Origin of the sequence: Synechococcus sp. UW179B, from assembly GCF_900474245.1 — a bacterium.
In the GTDB taxonomy this organism is placed as follows: Bacteria; Cyanobacteriota; Cyanobacteriia; order PCC-6307; family Cyanobiaceae; genus Synechococcus_C.
Window position 1 is genome coordinate 1 of sequence record NZ_UCNZ01000008.1, and the last position, 18,954, is coordinate 18,954.

General features: G+C 56.4%; 17 protein-coding genes and 1 tRNA gene. 11 read left to right on the plus strand and 7 right to left on the minus strand.

Features of this window, described 5'->3' with window-relative positions; all coding sequences use genetic code 11:
* Positions 1–94: sigma-70 factor domain-containing protein (locus DXY38_RS14135; RefSeq protein WP_136988025.1), on the minus strand; the 94-nt coding region annotated here is incomplete at its 3' end.
* Between the two features lie 228 nt (positions 95–322).
* On the opposite strand from DXY38_RS14135, the gene DXY38_RS04375 reads away from it, so the two are divergent.
* Both DXY38_RS04375 and DXY38_RS04380 read left to right on the plus strand, forming a co-directional pair.
* Complete coding sequence (locus DXY38_RS04375) at positions 323–1,054, plus strand: pseudouridine synthase (RefSeq protein WP_115070632.1); 732 nt, start codon at positions 323–325, stop codon at positions 1,052–1,054.
* Positions 1,055–1,070: 16 nt separating this feature from the next.
* The gene (locus DXY38_RS04380; RefSeq protein WP_115070633.1) at positions 1,071–1,919 is read left to right on the plus strand and encodes a RodZ family helix-turn-helix domain-containing protein; all 849 of its coding nucleotides are present in this window, start codon (positions 1,071–1,073) and stop codon (positions 1,917–1,919) included.
* On the opposite strand, the gene malQ is transcribed toward DXY38_RS04380, so the two are convergent.
* Positions 1,886–3,412 (minus strand): 4-alpha-glucanotransferase, encoded by a 1,527-nt coding sequence (malQ, locus tag DXY38_RS04385; RefSeq protein WP_115070661.1) that lies wholly within the window; start codon positions 3,410–3,412, stop codon positions 1,886–1,888. The genes DXY38_RS04380 and malQ overlap by 34 nt on opposite strands.
* Positions 3,413–3,606: 194 nt before the next feature.
* Between malQ and DXY38_RS04390 the strand changes: the two genes are divergently transcribed.
* A complete protein-coding gene (locus tag DXY38_RS04390) occupies positions 3,607–4,647 on the plus strand; it encodes an NAD(P)-dependent oxidoreductase (protein WP_115070634.1) in 1,041 nt (346 codons plus the stop codon).
* Between the two features lie 196 nt (positions 4,648–4,843).
* Entirely contained in the window at positions 4,844–5,839 is a 996-nt protein-coding gene (locus DXY38_RS04395; protein ID WP_244279007.1) for an LCP family protein, read from the plus strand.
* Here DXY38_RS04395 and DXY38_RS04400 read toward each other — a convergent pair.
* On the minus strand, positions 5,808–6,359 hold the full coding sequence (locus DXY38_RS04400; protein WP_115070636.1) for a hypothetical protein: 552 nt from the start codon (positions 6,357–6,359) through the stop codon (positions 5,808–5,810). The genes DXY38_RS04395 and DXY38_RS04400 overlap by 32 nt on opposite strands.
* A 96-nt stretch (positions 6,360–6,455) precedes the next feature.
* Here DXY38_RS04400 and DXY38_RS04405 point away from each other — a divergent pair, with 96 nt between their 5' ends.
* Both DXY38_RS04405 and DXY38_RS04410 read left to right on the plus strand, forming a co-directional pair.
* Positions 6,456–7,451, plus strand: a complete 996-nt coding sequence (locus DXY38_RS04405; protein ID WP_006852303.1) for a ribose-phosphate pyrophosphokinase — start codon at positions 6,456–6,458, stop codon at positions 7,449–7,451.
* Between the two features lie 70 nt (positions 7,452–7,521).
* Positions 7,522–8,637 (plus strand): glycoside hydrolase family 10 protein, encoded by a 1,116-nt coding sequence (locus tag DXY38_RS04410; protein ID WP_115070662.1) that lies wholly within the window; start codon positions 7,522–7,524, stop codon positions 8,635–8,637.
* Between the two features lie 30 nt (positions 8,638–8,667).
* Here DXY38_RS04410 and pepN read toward each other — a convergent pair whose 3' ends face one another.
* From pepN to DXY38_RS04425, 3 genes are all read right to left on the minus strand, one after another.
* Entirely contained in the window at positions 8,668–11,298 is a 2,631-nt protein-coding gene (gene pepN / locus DXY38_RS04415; RefSeq protein WP_244279008.1) for an aminopeptidase N, read from the minus strand.
* A gap of 73 nt (positions 11,299–11,371) precedes the next feature.
* Positions 11,372–11,833, minus strand: a complete 462-nt coding sequence (locus tag DXY38_RS04420; RefSeq protein WP_115070638.1) for a cAMP phosphodiesterase — start codon at positions 11,831–11,833, stop codon at positions 11,372–11,374.
* Between the two features lie 67 nt (positions 11,834–11,900).
* A complete protein-coding gene (locus DXY38_RS04425; RefSeq protein WP_006852299.1) occupies positions 11,901–12,473 on the minus strand; it encodes a hypothetical protein in 573 nt (190 codons plus the stop codon).
* 103 nt (positions 12,474–12,576) lie between these two features.
* On the opposite strand from DXY38_RS04425, the gene DXY38_RS04430 reads away from it, so the two are divergent.
* Entirely contained in the window at positions 12,577–13,728 is a 1,152-nt protein-coding gene (locus DXY38_RS04430) for a histidine kinase (RefSeq protein WP_115070639.1), read from the plus strand.
* A gap of 46 nt (positions 13,729–13,774) precedes the next feature.
* Positions 13,775–13,847, plus strand: a tRNA-Glu gene (locus DXY38_RS04435).
* 202 nt (positions 13,848–14,049) lie between these two features.
* Here DXY38_RS04435 and DXY38_RS04440 read toward each other — a convergent pair.
* Complete coding sequence (locus DXY38_RS04440) at positions 14,050–14,550, minus strand: SRPBCC family protein (protein WP_115070663.1); 501 nt, start codon at positions 14,548–14,550, stop codon at positions 14,050–14,052.
* 186 nt (positions 14,551–14,736) lie between these two features.
* Here DXY38_RS04440 and DXY38_RS04445 point away from each other — a divergent pair, with 186 nt between their 5' ends.
* From DXY38_RS04445 to DXY38_RS04455, 3 genes are all read left to right on the plus strand, one after another.
* Entirely contained in the window at positions 14,737–15,888 is a 1,152-nt protein-coding gene (locus DXY38_RS04445) for an FAD-binding oxidoreductase (protein WP_115070640.1), read from the plus strand.
* Positions 15,889–16,061: 173 nt separating this feature from the next.
* A complete protein-coding gene (zwf, locus tag DXY38_RS04450; RefSeq protein ID WP_006852295.1) occupies positions 16,062–17,585 on the plus strand; it encodes a glucose-6-phosphate dehydrogenase in 1,524 nt (507 codons plus the stop codon).
* 58 nt (positions 17,586–17,643) lie between these two features.
* Complete coding sequence (locus DXY38_RS04455; RefSeq protein WP_115070641.1) at positions 17,644–18,939, plus strand: glucose-6-phosphate dehydrogenase assembly protein OpcA; 1,296 nt, start codon at positions 17,644–17,646, stop codon at positions 18,937–18,939.
* Positions 18,940–18,954: the final 15 nt, after the last annotated feature.

Consider the following 18,954-nt stretch of genomic DNA (forward strand, 5'->3'; position numbering starts at 1 on the left):
TCTCCTGCTGATGGCTCAACAACGGCACTCGGCCGATGTCTCGCAAATACGAACGCACGAGGTCCGCATCGGGGAGCAGAGCCAAGGGCGCCATCGGCAATTACGAAACGTTTTCGTTTCCTAATCTACCACTTTTTATGATTTTCTTCACGTTGGCACCTGCTGAATCCACTTGACAAAATGACGAAACTGATACCTTTTCTGTCATTACCGTTACTTCCCTCGACCACTACGGCATCAAACCTGAGTCAGAGCGGGATTAAAGACGTTGCTTTTTGTCGTAGCGAACGATGATCTCTGATCGACACCAAGGAGTGAACCGGTGAGCCGCCAACGGTTGCAAAAACTGATCGCAGCTGCTGGGGTCTGTTCGCGGCGACACGCTGAAGACCTTCTGCGCGAGGGCCGCGTCATGGTGAATCAGGTCACAGCGGGACTTGGCGACCAAGCCGATCCAAGCATCGACCGCATCGAGGTGGATGGCTGTCCCCTGTCTCAGCCCTCGAGCCCAAGACTGATCCTGCTCAACAAACCCCCCGGGGTCATCAGCAGCTGCAGTGATCCCCAAGGGCGTAAGACGGTTCTCGATCTCATACCCGAGTCGCTCCGACGCGGCCTTCACCCCATTGGCCGACTGGATGGAGACAGCCGCGGAGCTCTCCTGTTAACCAATCAAGGTGCCATCACCTTGCAGCTCACGCACCCCCGCTATGCGCACCGCAAAACCTACAAAGTGCTGGTTAGGGGGAAGCCCACATCCACAACGCTGCAGCGCTGGCGCAACGGTGTGAACCTCGACGGTATACCCACACAACCGGCCGAGGTTTCCCTGCTGAAACAAGAAGCCAACCAATCGCTTTTACAAGTCATCCTCACGGAGGGAAGGAATCGCCAAATCCGCCGGGTGGCCGACGCCCTTGGCCACCCGGTGCTGGATCTTCAACGAACAGCCATCTCGTCCATTGATCTCGGTTCTTTGCCAGAGGGCCACTGGCGCGAGTTAACAGGTTCAGAATGGACCTCTATCCGTTTGGAACGGAACGAGTGCCCCTGATAACGGCATCGCCGCGATGAAGTTTTCCCTCCCTTGGCGACGTCTCAAAAACAAGCAACAAGCTCCCACGCCGCTTGAGAGTCGCAAAAACTCCCTGGAGGAGGCAGGACAACTGCTGCGAGAACAGAGAGAACGAAAGGGCCTCAGCATGCGAGACCTCTCCAAAGAGGTGAGAATCACAACACCGGTTCTGGAAGCTCTCGAACGCGGCTGGCAAGACCGCCTCCCGGAACCCGCCTATCTAGTGGCGATGTTGCAGCGCTTGGAGACCTATTTCGACCTTCCAAACAACAGCCTTCTTGCAGCGCTCCCGAACAAACCCGGATCGACTCGCTTAGCGACCAACGGGCGAGGCACGCGCTTCACTCTTGGCAGCATCGATATCTTCACCACATGGCAAGGAAGCGTGGTCTATGGCGCTGTGATCCTCGGATCGATTCTGGCTCTGAACCATCAACAACGTCATCTGATCAACCTCAATGCCTTCTCGCCAAGGCCAATCCCGATTAATACACCGCTGGACAGTGATCAGATGTTGAAGGGTTTGCGCCCGCTAGAGGAGGTGATCACTGCCAGTCCTGGACAGCCTGCTCTTCCTCTCGATCAACTCACAAAACCCGGCGTACTCGAGATCAACCTCAACCAGCCACGGCAGATCAATCTGCGCAGTGAAGGAGGAGATCGAACCAACCTTCAGGGAGCCACTGGAACCGTGACCTTGCAGCTGTTACCCCCAGTGGACCTCAGCATCAACCCACCACCAGGCGAGGCCGACTCCGTGAGCTGGAACGGACAAGTTCTCGCTCCAAAAGCCAATCAACCTGGTTCCTATCACCTGCCCCAGACCGCTGCTCTCTCCCCGTAACCCTTGAGAGCTCCTTGCAAGGCCTCGTCAAAAGCGCTCATCCGCCAGCACCAATTGCCGCCAACAGTGCCTGGCGTATTGAATCGGGCTTGATCATCCAAATGCAGCAAATCCTGCAAAGGAGACACGACGAGCTCAGCGGACGTTGCCATTCCGAGTTCCATCAATTGCCATCCGGGTGACTCCACATGACATCCCAGCAGCTCACCAAGCTGGCGCCTAGAGGATTCATCCAGCCTCTGCCACCACCCCATCGTTGTGGGATTGTCATGGGTACCGGTGTAGACCACCCAGCGGCGGCCTTTGATATTGCGCGGCAAATAGGGGTTCTTGGGGTTGCCATCAAAGGCAAATTGCAACACCTTCATCCCTGGTAAACGAAAGCGATCACGGAGCCGTTCCACATCTGGCGTGATCACGCCAAGATCTTCGGCAACGAGAGGAAGCTTCCCTCCGGCATCGCGACGAAGCAGGCGCAACAACTCATGGCCGGGTGAGCGCTGCCACACCCCATTTTGGGCCGTGTCGTCATCGCCGGGAACAGCCCAAAATCCTGCGAGGGCTCTGAAATGATCCAAGCGCAGGCGGTCGGCAAGCCTCCACTGCCGCTTCAAGCGATTGCGCCACCAACGAAATCCAGTCCGCCGGTGCCTGCCCCAGCTGTAAACCGGTGTTCCCCAAAGCTGCCCGGTCTCCGAAAAATAATCGGGCGGCACGCCGCTCTGAAGCCGCAAGCGTCCATCAGCCGCAATCGAAAACAGGGAGCGATGGCTCCAAACATCGGCGCTATCGCGAGCCACATAAAAGGGCAGATCACCAAGGATCTCGATGTTTAACTCCCGAGCTTGCACGCGCAGACGTTGCCACTGACGATCGAGATGCCATTGGAGAAGTTCCTGCTCCAGCAAGGCCTCACCATGCTGAAGCCGCCACTGCACCAAGGCAGCAGGTTGCTGCACAGCGAGCGGATGGGGCCAAGACCACCAGGGCAAACCGCTGTGTTGCTCACGGAGCACCACAAAATTGACGTGATCCGAGAGCCAATGCGTTTGGTCGACTTTCCAGCGTTCAAATTGTTGTTTGCGCGCAGAGGATTGCTGAGGCCAATGGGCTGCAAGCGCATGGGCCAGGGCCGCAGCACGCGCATCCGCCAACGGAAAATCCACCTCAGCGCTGGCTTCCGGCTTGGGCTCAGCGCCGGGGAGATGCTCAAGATCACTGGACGCCAAAAAGCTCTCTTCTGCCAAATCTTCGGCATCCAGAAGCCAAGGGTTCAGGGCAAAACTGGAGGGGGAGCTGTAAGGCGACCCTGTGCCATCAGGAGGAGCCAGGGGCAAAATCTGCCAAACATTGATGCCATGATCCGCCAAAGCCTTCAACCAGGCGCGGGCTGACCGTCCAAAGCTTCCACACACCGGTGAATCCGGCAGGGCCGTGGGATGCAGGAGAACACCAACCCTCTGCCCCCTTTCGCTTCTGGAGTGTTTAACCATCGAAGCCAATCATTCGGGGAGTCAGACGGTCGAAGGGCATGAATGGATTCGACCTTTTTGATCTTACGGAGTGTCTCAACAACGATCGACACGCGCGGCTTAGCGCATCGCCATGACTGAAAGTTCTTAGCCGGTTTCCTTTGTAATCAGAGGATTCGCGCCTTAGCGTTGGTTCCGGTTGATCTGGTGATGACGTGCTCTCCCCCCAATTACCACGCCATGATTTTCGCGAACGTTCTCCCGATCAAGTGAGAGTGGCCGTCTTCGGGGCCACCGGATACATCGGACGATTTGTCGTCAAAGAGCTGGTGAAGCGTGGGTATCGGGTAATGGCCTTCGCCCGCGACTCCAGTGGAATTGGAGGGCGCCAGGGTCAAGCAGAGGTGGTGGCCGATTTTCCTGGCGCAGAGGTGAGATTTGGAGATGTCACCAATCCAGCTTCCCTGGCAACACATGCCTTCAACGAACCCACCGATGTGGTGATTTCTTGCCTGGCATCGAGAACAGGTGGCAAGAAGGATTCATGGGCCATTGATTATCAAGCCAACCTCAATACTTACAGCGAAGGACGTAAGGCTGGGGTAGCGCATTTCGTGATGCTTTCAGCCATCTGCGTACAAAAGCCAATTTTAGAATTCCAAAAAGCGAAGCTTGCCTTCGAAAGACAGCTTCAGGAAGACAAAGAAATCACCCATACCATTGTTCGTCCAACAGCCTTTTTTAAAAGCATTGCTGGCCAATTTGAGAGCTGCAAAAAAGGAGCTCCTTATGTCATGTTTGGCAATGGAGAGCTAACAAGTTGCAAGCCAATCAGTGAACAAGATCTTGCATGCTTCTTAGCTAATTGCGTTCATGAAACAGACAAAGTGAACCAAGTTTTACCCATCGGGGGACCCGGCCCGGCCTTGAGCGCGCGGACGCAAGGGGAAATGCTCTTCAAAACATTAGGCCGCTCCCCGAGAATGCTTTCGTTACCGATGGCATTGATGAATGCCCCAACGGCCCTATTAGAAAAAGTTGCAGAGCTGATACCAGCCGTGGAAGACACAGCTGAATTCGCCCGTATCGGTTGCTATTACGCCAGTGAATCGATGTTGGTATGGGACGAAAAGCGTGCTTGCTATGACCCCGATTCAACCCCTTCCTTTGGCGATGACACCCTCGAACAATTTTTCGCAAGGGTCCACAAAGAAGGAATGGCTGGCCAAGAGTTAGGGGATGCTGCTCTGTTTTAACGAGACCTCCTTCGTCGTCCAAAAAAAAATCCATCAGCCGCTGAATCAGAACACAAAGAAGACTTATCCCAGATCTTCAATCTTTTCCTGGAACCAAGATCCATCAGGAGATGCAACCTTCCTTTGGGTCCAATGGCAGTTCGCGGCTAAGGCTTTGATTCCCAATTCAGCGAGGCTGAGCGAGACTGGCTGATCAATGATCAGAACATCACGCATGGGGGAGCCAGCGTTGAGTGGGGACTCGCAGCAAAAGCCGCGCAAAAGCTGGTTGGGCGACCGCCCCGGGCGAAGTCTTTTGCGTATTGGTGCTGCATTGTTGGGCACTGCCTTAGCAGGCACAGCGCTTGCAACGATCTGGCCCAAACCAGACGTTGCCGGCGCCGATGTGCCGTCGTCCGATGGGTTCACAAGCCTCGCTCCGCTCCCGGAACAAGCCGTGATGGTGCTGGTCGTCGGCCTTGATGCAGACACGATCAATGCCGTCTCCAATCAAGCGGCGCCGCAAGGGCCTGCCAACGCCGACAGCTTGATGCTGGTCAATATCAGCGCCAAGCACCCCGTTCAAATTTTGCAGTTGCCGACAGAACTGGCCGTTCAACTGCCAGGGATCGAGGAGATGCAAGCGCTTTCCAAAACGTGGCAACACGGTGGAATCGCCCTGACCTCTGACGTCGTTGGCGAGCTGATCGATCTGCCTGTGAACAAGCCAGATCGCTACTTAGTCCTCTCCAGACAGGGCTTACGCCGATTCGTGGAAGGACTTGGAGATATCGAAGTCACCCTGAACCAAACCTACAAATACGAGGACAAATCCCAGGGTTACAGCGTGAATCTGCAGGCCGGACTCCAAACATTGAACGGCGCTCAGGCAGAACAACTCGTACGGCATAAACCCAAGCCCCATGACGACCATCAGCGCAGAGTGAGACAAGGCCTGCTGCTCCAAGGGGTGCATCAGCAGTTAGCTGAAATCGATGTCGTCACCGTGGTGCCCGAGCTGCTGAATGTGTTCTCCAATCAAGTCACGACAGATATCAGCACCACGGAGATGCTGAGCCTGGTAGCAGCAGCGATCAATGCGCCAGCACCACCTGTGATTACGGAGCTGCCGCTGGCACCACGGGCCGGACAACAGAGTCTGCGCGAATTGAAGCCAGATCTCAACTTGCCAATCTGGCCAGCTCAGAACTGATGGCTGGGTTCATGCGTTTCCAGCGCTGCTGGATGGAACGAACAAGCGCATCCGAAGCAGCCTCACCATCATCGGTCGTATCCAAGTGACCACACCAGGGCAAGCCATCCCTGCGACGGGCCGTTAGATCCCAGCGGCCGCCAAGTTGGGCTAAGCCAACCAATGGAATGTTGAGGGAGTGGCACAGGGCGACGGAGGCCGGTGCCATGCCTGGGATCAAACCAGCTGCATTGGGCTGAACCAACAGCAGCACAGGACATCGCCAGGCGGCCAGCGCATCAAGCCAGCTTCCCGACGAGCCCTCTGCCATCGCCGCGTCTCCACTCAAACGCAGCAGTGTGGGGCGATTGTGATCGCGCTGCCGCGAGGCCAGTGCCTGCAAGCCGCTATGGGGGTCCGACCCACAGGCCAACGGCACCAACTCAGCCGAAAAGCGATCGGCAAGCTGAAGAGCACCCTCACGCATCGAGAGCTCAGGAAGGGGGCCAGCTCCGACAAGAGCCAAGGTGAAATCGAGCATTGATCGACCCTAGGGAGATCCGATCCGCACCGTTTATGGATAGGAAGGCGATGCAGCACTACGATCGGATCATCGCCGTTCTCAAACGCGGGCATCGTGACAAGTTTCCTCACCGCTGCCCGAGCCGAGCAAGAGAAATTGCAGCACGACACCAGACGTCTTCGCCTGTTTAGCGGCACCTCAAATCCCGCACTAGCGCGAGAAATTGCCGCCTATCTCGGTGTGCCCGATGGCCCGAAGGTTTGCAAGCGCTTCGCCGATGGTGAGCTGTATGTGCAAATTCAGGAATCGATTCGTGGTTGCGATGTATTCCTGATCCAACCCACCTGCGCTCCGGTGAACGACAACCTGATGGAGCTGCTGATCATGGTGGATGCCTGCAGGCGGGCATCGGCGCGACAGATCACCGCGGTGGTCCCCTATTACGGCTACGCCCGCGCAGACCGAAAAACAGCCGGTCGGGAATCCATTGCCGCCAAGCTCACCGCCAATTTGCTCGTCAAGTCGGGAGTGGATCGCGTGCTGGCGATGGATCTGCACTCAGCCCAGACCCAGGGGTATTTCGACATTCCCTGTGATCACATTTACGGCTCCCCCGTGCTTGTGGATTACCTCTCCGCCCAAAACCTGGGAGAGGTGGTGGTGGTGTCGCCTGACGTCGGTGGCGTGGCCAGGGCCCGAGCCTTTGCCAAGCAAATGAACGACGCTCCTCTCGCCATCATCGACAAGCGGCGCACCGGTCACAACATGGCTGAAAGCCTCACCGTGATTGGAGATGTGAGTGGCCGCACGGCGATCCTGATCGACGACATGATTGATACCGGAGGCACGATCTGTTCCGGCGCCAGGCTGCTGAGAGAGCAAGGAGCCGAAAGGGTGATTGCCTGTGCCACCCATCCTGTGTTCTCGCCTCCAGCCATTGAACGCTTGTCGGCAGAGGGGCTTTTCGAGCAGGTGGTGGTCACCAACAGCATTCCAATCGAACCCGATCGCACATTTGACCAACTCCATGTGCTCTCGGTTGCCAACATGCTCGGCGAAGCGATCTGGCGCATCCATGAGGAAAGTTCTGTCAGCTCGATGTTCCGCTAACTCAACCCAAGCTTGATCTGTCGTGTTGCGACACTTTTTTTCGGCGCTCGGCCTTCCATTCCTCCTGCTCATGGCCCCGCCAGCCACGTTTGGCCAAGCCACCGACGTGCTGCTGAGCAAAAGTCGTCTACCGAGTGTGGAACGAAAACAGGCGCTGGGGGTCTGGCTCACCAATAGTCCAAGCCCGCTGTATTACGACCAGCGGACCATCAAACAAGCCGTGGATGAGCTTGAGCAAGCGGGATTCTCCGTGCTCTATCCCAATGTTTGGAGTCGTGGCACGACGTTTCACACCAGTGACTTTGCCCCGCTGGAGCCAGCCCTCAAGACCGCTGGTGTGACGGTGGATCCGATTTGCACTTTGAGCAAGGAAGCACACAAGCGCGGGATGAAAGTGGTGCCCTGGTTTGAATACGGATTAATGGAGCCCGCCTCGGCAGAGGTGGTTCAAGCCAATCCGGAGTGGGTGTTGTCACGGGCCAACGGTGACCCGGTGATGAAGATGCACGGCAAGGAGATGGTGTGGCTCAATCCTGCGCACCCCCAAGTGCGCGAGCGCTTCATCGGCCTCGTGGTGGAGGTGATGAAACGCTGCCGGATGGACGGGCTGCAACTCGACGACCACTTCGCTTGGCCAGTGGAATTGGGTTACGACCCTTACACCTCAGCGCTTTACAAGGCCGAATTCGGCATGGCTCCACCCCGCGATTACACCAATCGCTATTGGATGACCTGGCGTCGCCGCCAACTCACCGGTTTACTGCGCGACCTTCGCATCCGCTTGGAACAAGAATCACTGCCGGTGCGCATTAGCCTGTCGCCAGGCCCCTTTCGGTTTGCTTACAACAACTGGCTTCAAGATTGGGAGCTCTGGGCCGTGGGTCAACTGATTGATGATCTTGTGGTTCAAAACTATGCCTATTCCCTCAGGGGGTATGCCAAAGATCTCGACCAGCCCGCCCTACGCAAAGCCCGAGAATGGGGCATCCCCATCCAAATTGGCGTCTTAGCTGGCTTCGGCAAACGGACAACTTCAATGGATGTATTGAAGGAAAAAGTACGACTGGCAAATGATCGCGGCTATGGCGTTATTTACTTTTATTGGGAAGGATTATGGGGAAAACATTCAGGATCAGAAGGAGCTCAATACCGCAAGGAATTGTTTAAACAAATGGGAGCAGAGTAATGACTTTTACTCTTATTGATTAAGCGGGCTTCATCCCAACATCATCTCCACAACTTCGCGCGTGTTGGAGGACAGCTGAGCGGCAGAGAGTTGATCAAGGGCTGCCTTCACAAGCGCCTGACGCTTGCTGCTGTAGGTGCCCCAACGACTGAAAACCTTGGCCAGGCGCGACGCCGTAATTGCATTGCGCTGATCCAAGGCAATGATTTGTTCAGCCATGAACTGATAGCCGCTGCCATCTTCAGCGTGGAACACCAACAGGTTCCCAGCGAATCCACCCAGCACCGCACGCACCGCATTGGGAGCCATCGGATCAAAGCGTGGATGCTGCAAAAGAGAGGAAACACGCTGCAAGCCATCCGCTCGAGGTGTGGATGCTTCCAAGGCAAACCAGCTGTCAAAGATCACTGGCTTCTCTTGCCAACGATCGTGGAATTGCCGCAAGGCATCCTCGCGTTCTGGGCAATCCAATGGCTGGAGCGCCCGCAGGGCAGCCCGCGCCAAGGTCATCGACGGACCACTGACGGCAGCCAAAGCATCGGAACGCACCGCTGAATCACCGGCTGCAGCAAGCCAAGCCCAGATCAAACCGGTGAGTTGTCGTTGCCCCTGCCCCTCAGGCCAAGCCAGGGCAAGATCGCCCTCAACACCATTCAGTCGCTCGCGCAACAAGGGGGCCAAAGACTGACCAAATTGCTCGCGCAGCGCGCAAGCCGCTCGGTAGAGCGCTGGTGGATCAGCCTCCTGCTGGAGTGCTTCCAACTCAGGGCCACCGGGGAAGGCCATCAACGTGGCCAGCACCGCTGGGTCCTGTTCTCCAGCCGCGGCCAGAAGCACGGACAAAGCCTCCAACATCTGGCCTTCCAAATCGGCATTCGGGGTTCCAGAGGCCCGCGCCAGCAGAATCCTTCGCCACAGTTGTTGTCCCGCATCCCAACGGGCGAATGGATCGTTGTCGCAGGCCAACAAGGTGAACAGCTCAGCCGGCTCTTGACTCGCCTCCCAGTGCACTGGAGCAGAAAATTGCCTGAACAGGGAGAGGGCAGGGGGCTGCTCAGAACAAGGCAAACCCTTGAGTTCCAGCGTGTGCTCCTCCTGATCCAGCACGAGGAGCTGCTCTTCCCCAGGCACACCATTGGCTGGGACCAGAGCCCAGAGCAAGGGAATCACCAGAGGCAGCTTTTTGGGCTGACCTGGAGTTGGCGGGGTGCTTTGACGCAAGCTCAGGCGCAACACCCCGCGCGTGGAATCCCAATCACGCTTCACGGTCACCGTGGGAGTGCCCGCTTGGTCATACCAACGTTTGAACTGCTTTAGATCAAAGCCAAGAGATTCACCCTCAGTGCAAGCACCTTCCACAATGGCCGACACAAAATCGTCTGTGGTGGCCGCTTCACCGTCATGGCGTTTGAAGTAAAGAGCCATGCCACGCATGAATCGTGTCTCGCCCAGAAGCGTTCTGAGCATGCGAATCAACTCAGCGCCCTTCTCGTAAATCGTGGTGGTATAAAAATTGTCGATCGCCTGATAAGCATCTGGCTTCACCGGATGGGCTGTGGGGCCGGCATCTTCCCGAAACTGCGTGTTGCGCAGCATCGCTGCATCTTCAATCCTCTTTAAGGCTTCTGAATGAAGATCAGCTGTGAAACATTGATCCCTAAAGACGGTGAGTCCTTCTTTTAAGGAGAGTTGAAACCAATCACGACAGGTGATGCGATTCCCCGACCAATTATGGAAATATTCGTGGGCAACCACACTTTCAATACGCTCCAGTTCAGCATCGGATGCGGTTTCCGCATCGGCCAACACTAATTTCGAGTTAAAAATATTGAGGCTCTTGTTCTCCATCGCGCCCATGTTGAAATGGCGCACCGCAACGGTATTGAACTCATCCAGGTCATATTCCAAGCCGTACACCTGTTCATCCCAAGCCATCGATCGCTTCAACGACGCCATGGCATGGGCCGTGAAGGGCTCATCGCCTGGCTCCACGTGAAGCCTCAGCGTCACATTCCGTCCAGAACGAGTCACAAACCGATCGCGGACTTCGTTGAGATTTCCAGCGACTAAGGCAAACAGATAGGACGGCTTGAGGGAGGGGTCCTCCCAAGTCACCTCATGGCGTGTGGGATCACCAGCAAGGGGCCCAGCACTTAAGGCATTGCCATTGGAGAGCAACACCGGATAACGCTCGCGATCGGCCTCGATGCGCACGATGAAACGACTGAGCACATCGGGGCGATCCGGGTGATAAGTAATCCGCCTAAACCCCTCGGCTTCGCACTGTGTAGTAAGCATTCCTCCACTGGCATAGAGGCCCTCAAGCGAGGTGTTGGCCTGAGGGTCAATCCTGCAGACCGTCTTGAGCTGAAAAGGCACCTGCGGAGGCTGGTGAATCACCAGTCGCTCGGCGGTCACGTTGTAGTCGGAGGGCTTAAGCGCGTTGTCATCGATGGCGATCGATAGCAACAACAAATCCACCCCTTGAAGCACAAGCGCTTGTGGCTCAGCTCCCAACAGCGGAGTGAGCTCCATGCAACAGCACACCTCAACGGCATCAGAGCCGATCACCACATCCAGAGCAATGGATGGAATACGCCAGGGGAAGGGCTTGTAATCCTTCAGCCGAATGGTCGGAGCAGTGATGGAGGCGGAAGCCATGGGGAGGAGAGTCTGCATCGATCTTGGCGTGCAGACGTCATCCCCGTGGAGGCTGATCCGATGATTGAGCGGCCTATTGAGCAGCCTTCTGTTTCTTCAACGCGTCTTCCACCTTGGTCTTGACGTCGGCAGGCACCTTGTCGGGGCAGAACTGCAAGGCACCGGTGATGATTTGAAATTCGGCACCGGCAAACAGCTGCTCATTGGTCAGCTTCTTATTCCCTGTCGATGCAACCTTGCCACCGTGGCGTCCATTGAGGAGCTGGACGTAGGTTGCGGCAGCAATGCCAACAGCTTTCGGAAACCCAATACCTGCCGTGCGGGCATTGCAGACATAGGACGAGCCCATACCGCGATAGAGGAAGACGTCCTCGTTGCTTGCAGGCGACGTCGGCGCCTTTCCGGCTGACTGAGCCATCGCAGCAGGACCTGCTAAGCAGAGAGGCAGCAGAAGCAATGGTGCCGACAGAGCAGTACGGAGTCGGGTAAGGGGACGCAAAGGATCAAACCGGAATACGCCGCCATGGTGCCGCATCCTCCCCGCTTCGGGCTAGTGGAGAGATGTCTAAATTTGACTCAATTTGATCCAAATCGGATCTTTTTCAGAGCGGAATCGGAGCTGAAGCATCCTCCATCCTTGTTTCGTGATGATGTTCAACGATCTCGAGCACGTTGTTTTGCCAGCTGTAAATCGCTCGAGAGCGATAGCGGTCCTCATCAATTAACCGGGTGTACTCCTGGACATCCCAATCTCCATAATGGGATTCAAACACCATCTCGTGTTCATCCACCTGTCGAATCCGGGTGCGATGAGGCGTTGGCTCGAGATAGGCACGATTCCGTTGCAGCTGATGGCCCATCAAGGTGGCTTCCATCACACCAGCTTTCTCGTAGCGGGGTTTGCGATCAAAAAAGTCGGTGTCGCGTTCAGGCCACCAACTAAATCGGTAGCGGGGCTCACCAAACTGAAATTCCGAAAAGATCTCAACCCGAATCATCATGTCGAGGAAAAAAACTTCCTCGTTGTTGAAGAGGTATTGACGCCTCGATCTCCAAAGACCCAAGTTGCGCGCAAACCACCGTCTCAGATTGCTATCGAGATGCACGCGCTCAGAGGGCGGGGGCGCTCCGTTGGGAGGGTTTGAGCCTCGTTGTTCAAGCGGCAGAAGGGGCATGCCGTCTCCTAGGTAACAACAGAGTGTTCCCCTTCTTCTTAGCGGATCTGCGAGGCAGAGCAAAAACCCATAAGGTAAGCCTCAACATTGCGTAGCTCCCTCGGTGGATGGGATTGATCGCAATCCGCGCCAACAATTGAGTTTGTTACTCGTTGCCGGTCGCCACCATTTGTCCAGCCGCGACCTTCGCGAGTTGGTGGAATTTCTGCAGAACGAAGATTGCGGGTTCGATGTCAGTCTTCAAATCTCAGATCCAACCCAACAACCTGAGTTGCTGGAACTCCACCGCCTGGTGGTGACACCATCCTTGGTGAAGCTGCAACCACAACCAAAGCAGGTGTTTGCGGGAAGCAGCATCTTCCAGCAACTGCGGGGCTGGTTGCCGCGCTGGCAGCAGGACGAGGTGGTGAGCGGACTTGGTTTAAGTCTTAAACCCACAGAATTGGATGGCAGCCGCACCCAACGGGAGCTCCAACTCGAAGATCAGTTGTTGGTGCTGCGTCAGGAAAACGAAACATTGATTGATCGCCTGGAAGCGCAAGAGCGCTTACTGAGGATGGTGGCCCATGAAATACGGACGCCACTCACCGCTGCAACTCTTGCCGTACAAAGCCAGCAATTAGGCCAGATCGATATCCATCGCTTCAGGGATGTCCTCAAAAGACGCCTCGAGGAAATCGCCCTGCTGTCGAAAGATCTGCTGGAAGTGGGAAGCACACGCTGGGAAGCCCTGTTCAACCCTCAGCGCCTTGATTTAGCCAGTGTGGCCGCTGAAGCGATTCTGGAACTGGAGAAACTCTGGCTCGGCAGAGATGTGACCATCCACACGGACATCCCTGCGGATCTGCCCAAGGTGTTTGCGGATCAACGCAGGATGCGCCAGGTGCTCCTCAATTTGCTTGAAAACGCCCTGAAGTACACACCCAACGGAGGCTTGATCTCCTTAACCATGCTTCACCGCACCAGTCAGTGGGTGCAGGTGAGCATCAGCGACAGCGGACCAGGCATTCCGGAAGAAGAGCAGCAACGCATTTTTCTTGACCGCGTCCGGCTTCCTCAAACATCAGCTGGGGCTTCGGGTTTTGGGGTTGGACTCTCGGTTTGCCGGCGCATTGTGGAAGTGCATGGCGGCAGGATCTGGGTGATCTCGGAACCAGACAAAGGAGCCTGCTTCACCTTCAACGTGCCCGTCTGGCAGGGGCAAGGTCAAGAGAAGGAGAACGTTGCCTTGACGGAGGGTCAGGCTGAACCGTAATTTCACTGGGTGACGGAAGTGCTCAAGACCTTTCGTTCACGTTCTTGGCCCCATCGTCTAGAGGCCTAGGACACCTCCCTTTCACGGAGGCGACAGGGGTTCGAATCCCCTTGGGGCTACTGAAGATCTGGATGAGACTTCATCCGAATCCAATCAACACTCTCCTCTCGGGGGGAGTTTTTTTTATGCAAAACCAGCGCTTGACGACGGCCTGCAGATCGCTAGAAGCCAACATCAACGTCCCTGAAACCACTCTCTCCAAGCCAGCAACTGGCTGCTCTGCCAGCCCAGCGACGTGATCTGAAAGAACGATGAAAAGAGTTAGTGAGCAGCTCTGCGTCGCGCTTCCGCTTCAACAGCTTTGAGATTGGTCGTGAGATCGTCGCGCAGCCGTTGTTCGATCAGGCCGATGGGCATTCCTAAACAGCCCTGCACGGTGAGTTCGTAGAAGAGGGCTGTGGCGTCCTGCATGGTTCTCAACCGCCAGGTTCCCTCAAAGCGCCGGAAGTCGCCCTTCTTCATCTTGAATCTCAGCGCCCCTTCAGAAAGAAATTCTTCGAGCTCTAACTCCACAGAAGCCGAAAACTTCATTCCTAGAAATTGCTGACACCCCTCTTGCTGCAAATGCACTTTGTTGCCCTCTCGAAGCAGCAAACGACTGCTTGCAAGATTGGGAATGAAAGTACTGAGTTGGTCGTAATCCGTCAGAACAGCCCAAATCTGATCGGCTGAAACCGGCGTTAACAGCTGAGCGGCGAGGCGACGAACGCCATCAGCCATCCTCTCAACGGTTTGTTCAATGGGCTGGTGATTCGAAGACATCGCCTCTCCAGTGGGCGTTTCGCCGCGCTTCAGTTGTGTCAGACCACTGGTAGATGCCAAACCGTTTTCGCTTCTAATCCTGAAAGATTGACGTCGCTGACTCTAAGGAAGAAACTTCAATTCAGCGAAAATTGAGTAGCAAGTCAGTGGTGACGCTTATAGTCGCGCCTTAACAGGACGTTTTCAATGCGAGTAAGCGCGTCTCCTCAGACAACCTCTGATGAAAGGGCATTCACGATTGTCTTCACAGGCTTGGGTGGACGTCGCGCAGAGCTATCTCGCTTAAACGTCTCTTACAGCCGCCTTCGGGACACAATGTGCGTGCTTCTCTCCAGGGGAGCGCGCATCCAGTCGGTAAGTCCAGCGGGCTCAGAGCCGGCAGCCGCACCCATTCAATCCGCACCCCCAGTCTCTGCACCTGTGACTACTTCCAAACCCAAGGCCGCAACTCAAGCTGTGCCGGTCAATCTGTACAAGCCCAAAGCTCCCTTCCTCGGAACAGTCACTGAAAATTATTCCCTTCTCAAAGAGGGAGCGATTGGCCGCGTGCAGCACATCACCTTCGATTTGAGCGGTGGTGATCCACACCTTGAATACGTTGAAGGTCAGAGCATCGGCATCGTTCCTGCTGGTGAAGATGCCAAAGGCAAACCCCACAAACTGCGTCTGTACTCGATTGCCAGTACGCGCCACGGCGACAATCTCGAGGGCAACACGGTGTCCCTCTGTGTACGCCATCTCCAGTACGAAAAGGATGGAGAAACCATCAACGGCGTTTGCTCGACCTACCTCTGCGACGTTGAGCCCGGCACCAAGGTCAAAATCACAGGGCCTGTTGGCAAGGAAATGCTTCTTCCTGAGGACGAAGAAGCCAATGTGATCATGCTGGCCACCGGCACCGGAATCGCCCCCATGCGCACCTATCTGCGTCGCATGTTTGAACCAAAAGAACGGGCAGAGAACGGCTGGAAATTCCGAGGCAAAGCCTGGTTGTTCATGGGAGCACCTAAAACAGCCAACCTGCTTTATGACGAGGACTTCCTCCATTACGAGAAGGAATATCCCGACAATTTCCGCTACACCAAAGCCATCAGCCGCGAACAGCAGAATCCAAAGGGTGGCCGGATGTACATCCAAGACCGCGTGTCTGAGCATGCAGAAGAGATTTTCGCGATGATCGAGGATCCCAAAACCCACGTCTATATGTGTGGCCTACGTGGAATGGAGCCCGGCATTGATGAGGCCATGTCCGCAGCAGCAGAAGCGAAGGGGCTCGACTGGTCCGAACTTCGCCCCAAACTCAAGAAAGCTCACCGCTGGCACGTTGAGACCTACTAAACCTCAAAGATCTCACCCTCAAAGTTGAGTGAATCAAGCTCGCCATTGGCGGGCTTTTTTGATGGCCAATCCTGTTGTTTTTCAGGAGACAGCCACAAAACCCAGCCTGCAGGAAGAATTGCGCTGTCCGATCGAGAAATCCTGGTTAAACCTTCCTAAGAGGTGCTGTAGCCATGACCGCAACGATCACGAACCCACTAAGGGTTGGGCTGCGACAGGAGCGGGTGATCGCTCCCCAGTGCCTGGTGATTTTTGGAGCAAGCGGCGACCTGACCCATCGCAAGCTGGTTCCAGCCCTCTTTGAGTTGTTTCAACAACGACGACTTCCCAGCGAATTTGCCCTCCTGGGCTGCGCCAGAAGGCCTTGGAGCGACGAAGAATTCCGCAGCAAAATGGCTGAGGCGATGGGTGACAAGGTTCGCGACCATCCCGAGGCGTGGGAGCAATTTTCCGCCGGAATGTTTTACGAACCGGTGGACCTTCAGAAACCTGAAGACGTCGTGAAACTCGGGGGTCGCCTTCAGGAGATCGACCGTCTTAGAGCCACACGAAGCAACCGCACCTTTTACCTATCGGTGTCACCGAAGTTTTATGCCAGTGGCTGCCGCGCTCTGGCCGATGCAGGCCTGTTGAAGGATCCCCAACGCAGTCGCGTTGTGATTGAAAAACCATTCGGACGGGACTACGGCAGCGCCCAATCCCTCAACAGGGTGGTTCAAGGCTGCGGCCAAGAGAACCAGATCTTTCGCATCGACCACTACCTCGGCAAGGAAACGGTCCAAAACATCATGGTGATGCGGTTCGCCAACGCGATTTTCGAGCCCATCTGGAATCGGAACTACATCTCCAGCGTTCAGATCACGGCCTCGGAAACGGTGGGAGTCGAAGAGCGGGCCGGTTACTACGAAACGTCGGGTGCCCTGCGCGACATGGTGCAAAACCACCTCACCCAAATGTTGGCGATTACCGCCATGGAAACCCCTGGACGCTTTGATCCAGAAGCCATCCGCAGTGAAAAGGCCAAGGTTCTTCAAGCCGCACGCCTGGCTGATGAACTTGAACCCTGGAACTGCTGCATCCGCGGGCAATACGGACCTGGCGGCAGCGACGGCGCTCCCCTCAGCGGCTACCGGCAAGAACCAGGCGTCGATCCCCACAGCACCACGGAGACGTACGTGGCGATGAAGCTGTTCATCGACAACTGGCGCTGGCAGGGCGTTCCTTTTTATGTGCGCACCGGAAAACGCCTCGCTAAGCGTCTGAGCGAAGTGGTGTTGACCTTCCGCGAAGCCCCCGTTCACCTCTTCGATGCTGCCGGTGGCAGTCCAACGGCCAACCAGCTCATCCTGCGCATTCAGCCCGATGAAGGTGCTGAATTCAAATTTGAAGTGAAATCTCCAGGCTCAGGCATGCGCAGCCGGCCTGTCGAGATGGAATTTTCCTATGACGAATCCTTTGGCGAACCATCGGATGAGGGCTATGTACGCCTTCTCGCAGACGCCATGTTGAGCGATCCAACACTCTTCACCCGGAGCGATGAGGTGGAGGCAGCTTGGAGGCTGTACACCCCTCTGCTGGAACTGATCGAAGACAGCCCCTGGAAACTGCCTATTCACCCCTACGAGTCACGCACCTGGGGACCTGCCGCTGCCGATGCCCTGTTAGCCCAAGACGGTCTGCTCTGGCGTCGCCCCTAGATCAAGCCCAAAACAAGATCCAATTTCACCTCGTTTCCGCCCTTCCTCAGGCCGCAACATGTCTCCTCAGCTCACGCTTCAAACCCCCCTCGAGCTACCTCCTTCGGAAGTTCCTCATTACCTCGATCAGCTGTGGTCCGGCGATCAAGAAAGCAGCATTGGGGCTCACACCTTCTGCCTGTTGATCTGGCAGCCAGCATGGGTGGAACAGCAACTGGTCCGCACAGGAAGACTCGAGGGCCCAATCATGGGCGTGCAACGCGATGAGGTCGAAAAGGCTGGACGGAAAGCGGTGCTCGATCTTGATCTCCCCCTCAGCACCCCGCCGCTGGGGAGCTCGGTGTCTAACAGCCTGGCCAAGATTGATGGCAGCCAAACCAGTGATGACCTTCGTGGTCAACATGTGGACGGGGCCTTGAGTGCCCTGAGGCCACGGCGCTTGATCACCCTTGCCCCCAGCCTGGATTCCAGCCGCCCGTTAGAAACCCTGGTGGCCGCCTATTGCCCCTTGCCGGAAGAGGGCGGGGGCACGGTTGCCTGTGGAGATGTGGTGGTGCTCCGCGGCGGAACTGGAGCCCTGCGAGAGGGACTCACTACCTTGCAGCCCCTGCTTCCTGAAGACCTGCCCTCCTGGGTGTGGTGGAACGGACCCCTCGATGAGTCGCCTGAGCTACTGGAGCAGCTCTCAATCGCGCCTCGCAGGCTGATTCTCGATTCCGCTCTTGGCGATCCGTCTTACTGCCTAACCCTGCTCGCCAATAGGCTCGCAAGCGGCCAAGCCGTCAATGACCTGAACTGGTTAAGGCTGGGCAGCTGGCATCAAACCCTGGCGATGGTGTTCGATCCGCCGCAGCGTCGCGATGCCCTCAGCCATGTGGTGCAACTCGACATTGATGTTGAGGGAGATCACCCGGTCCAAGGCCTGCTGCTGGCCTCTTGGATCGCCGATCGACTGGGCTGGACCCTGAAGACCACCCATCGGCATGAGGCCAAAACCAGCGATTCCACGATCAGCGCCGTGTTCCAACGTCCCGATGGAACCGAGGTCCCGCTGCGGGTGTCTCCCGTACCCATGGGGCAACCCAGTATTCATCCGGGACAAATCGTGGGGCTGCGGATCATTTCTAAACCCGAACAGGGTGGGGCGATGTGTGTGATTCTCTGCGCGGAATCCGGAGGTTGCATGCGCCTCGAAGCCGGGGGCATGGCCAGCATGGAACTCGTGGAAGAGGTGGTGCCCTTGCTTCATACCCATGTGGAAGCCGACATGGCTCGACTGCTTGAGGGTGGGCACGATTCCTCCAACCCGCTCTTGGCGGCGGCGGCCCCTCTAGCTGCCAAGCTTCTCAGTTGATTCCTAGCTGAGCAG

Coding starts and splice junctions, on each gene's coding strand:
- DXY38_RS04380 (WP_115070633.1), top strand. CDS start 1,071: ATGAAGTTTTCCCTCCCTTGGCGACGTCTCAAAAACAAGCAACAAGCT.
- malQ (WP_115070661.1), bottom strand. CDS start 3,412: ATGGTTAAACACTCCAGAAGCGAAAGGGGGCAGAGGGTTGGTGTTCTC.
- DXY38_RS04395 (WP_244279007.1), top strand. CDS start 4,844: ATGATCAGAACATCACGCATGGGGGAGCCAGCGTTGAGTGGGGACTCG.
- DXY38_RS04400 (WP_115070636.1), bottom strand. CDS start 6,359: ATGCTCGATTTCACCTTGGCTCTTGTCGGAGCTGGCCCCCTTCCTGAG.
- DXY38_RS04410 (WP_115070662.1), top strand. CDS start 7,522: ATGGCCCCGCCAGCCACGTTTGGCCAAGCCACCGACGTGCTGCTGAGC.
- pepN (WP_244279008.1), bottom strand. CDS start 11,298: ATGGCTTCCGCCTCCATCACTGCTCCGACCATTCGGCTGAAGGATTAC.
- DXY38_RS04420 (WP_115070638.1), bottom strand. CDS start 11,833: ATGCGGCACCATGGCGGCGTATTCCGGTTTGATCCTTTGCGTCCCCTT.
- DXY38_RS04425 (WP_006852299.1), bottom strand. CDS start 12,473: ATGCCCCTTCTGCCGCTTGAACAACGAGGCTCAAACCCTCCCAACGGA.
- DXY38_RS04440 (WP_115070663.1), bottom strand. CDS start 14,550: ATGTCTTCGAATCACCAGCCCATTGAACAAACCGTTGAGAGGATGGCT.
- DXY38_RS04445 (WP_115070640.1), top strand. CDS start 14,737: ATGCGAGTAAGCGCGTCTCCTCAGACAACCTCTGATGAAAGGGCATTC.
- zwf (WP_006852295.1), top strand. CDS start 16,062: ATGACCGCAACGATCACGAACCCACTAAGGGTTGGGCTGCGACAGGAG.
- DXY38_RS04455 (WP_115070641.1), top strand. CDS start 17,644: ATGTCTCCTCAGCTCACGCTTCAAACCCCCCTCGAGCTACCTCCTTCG.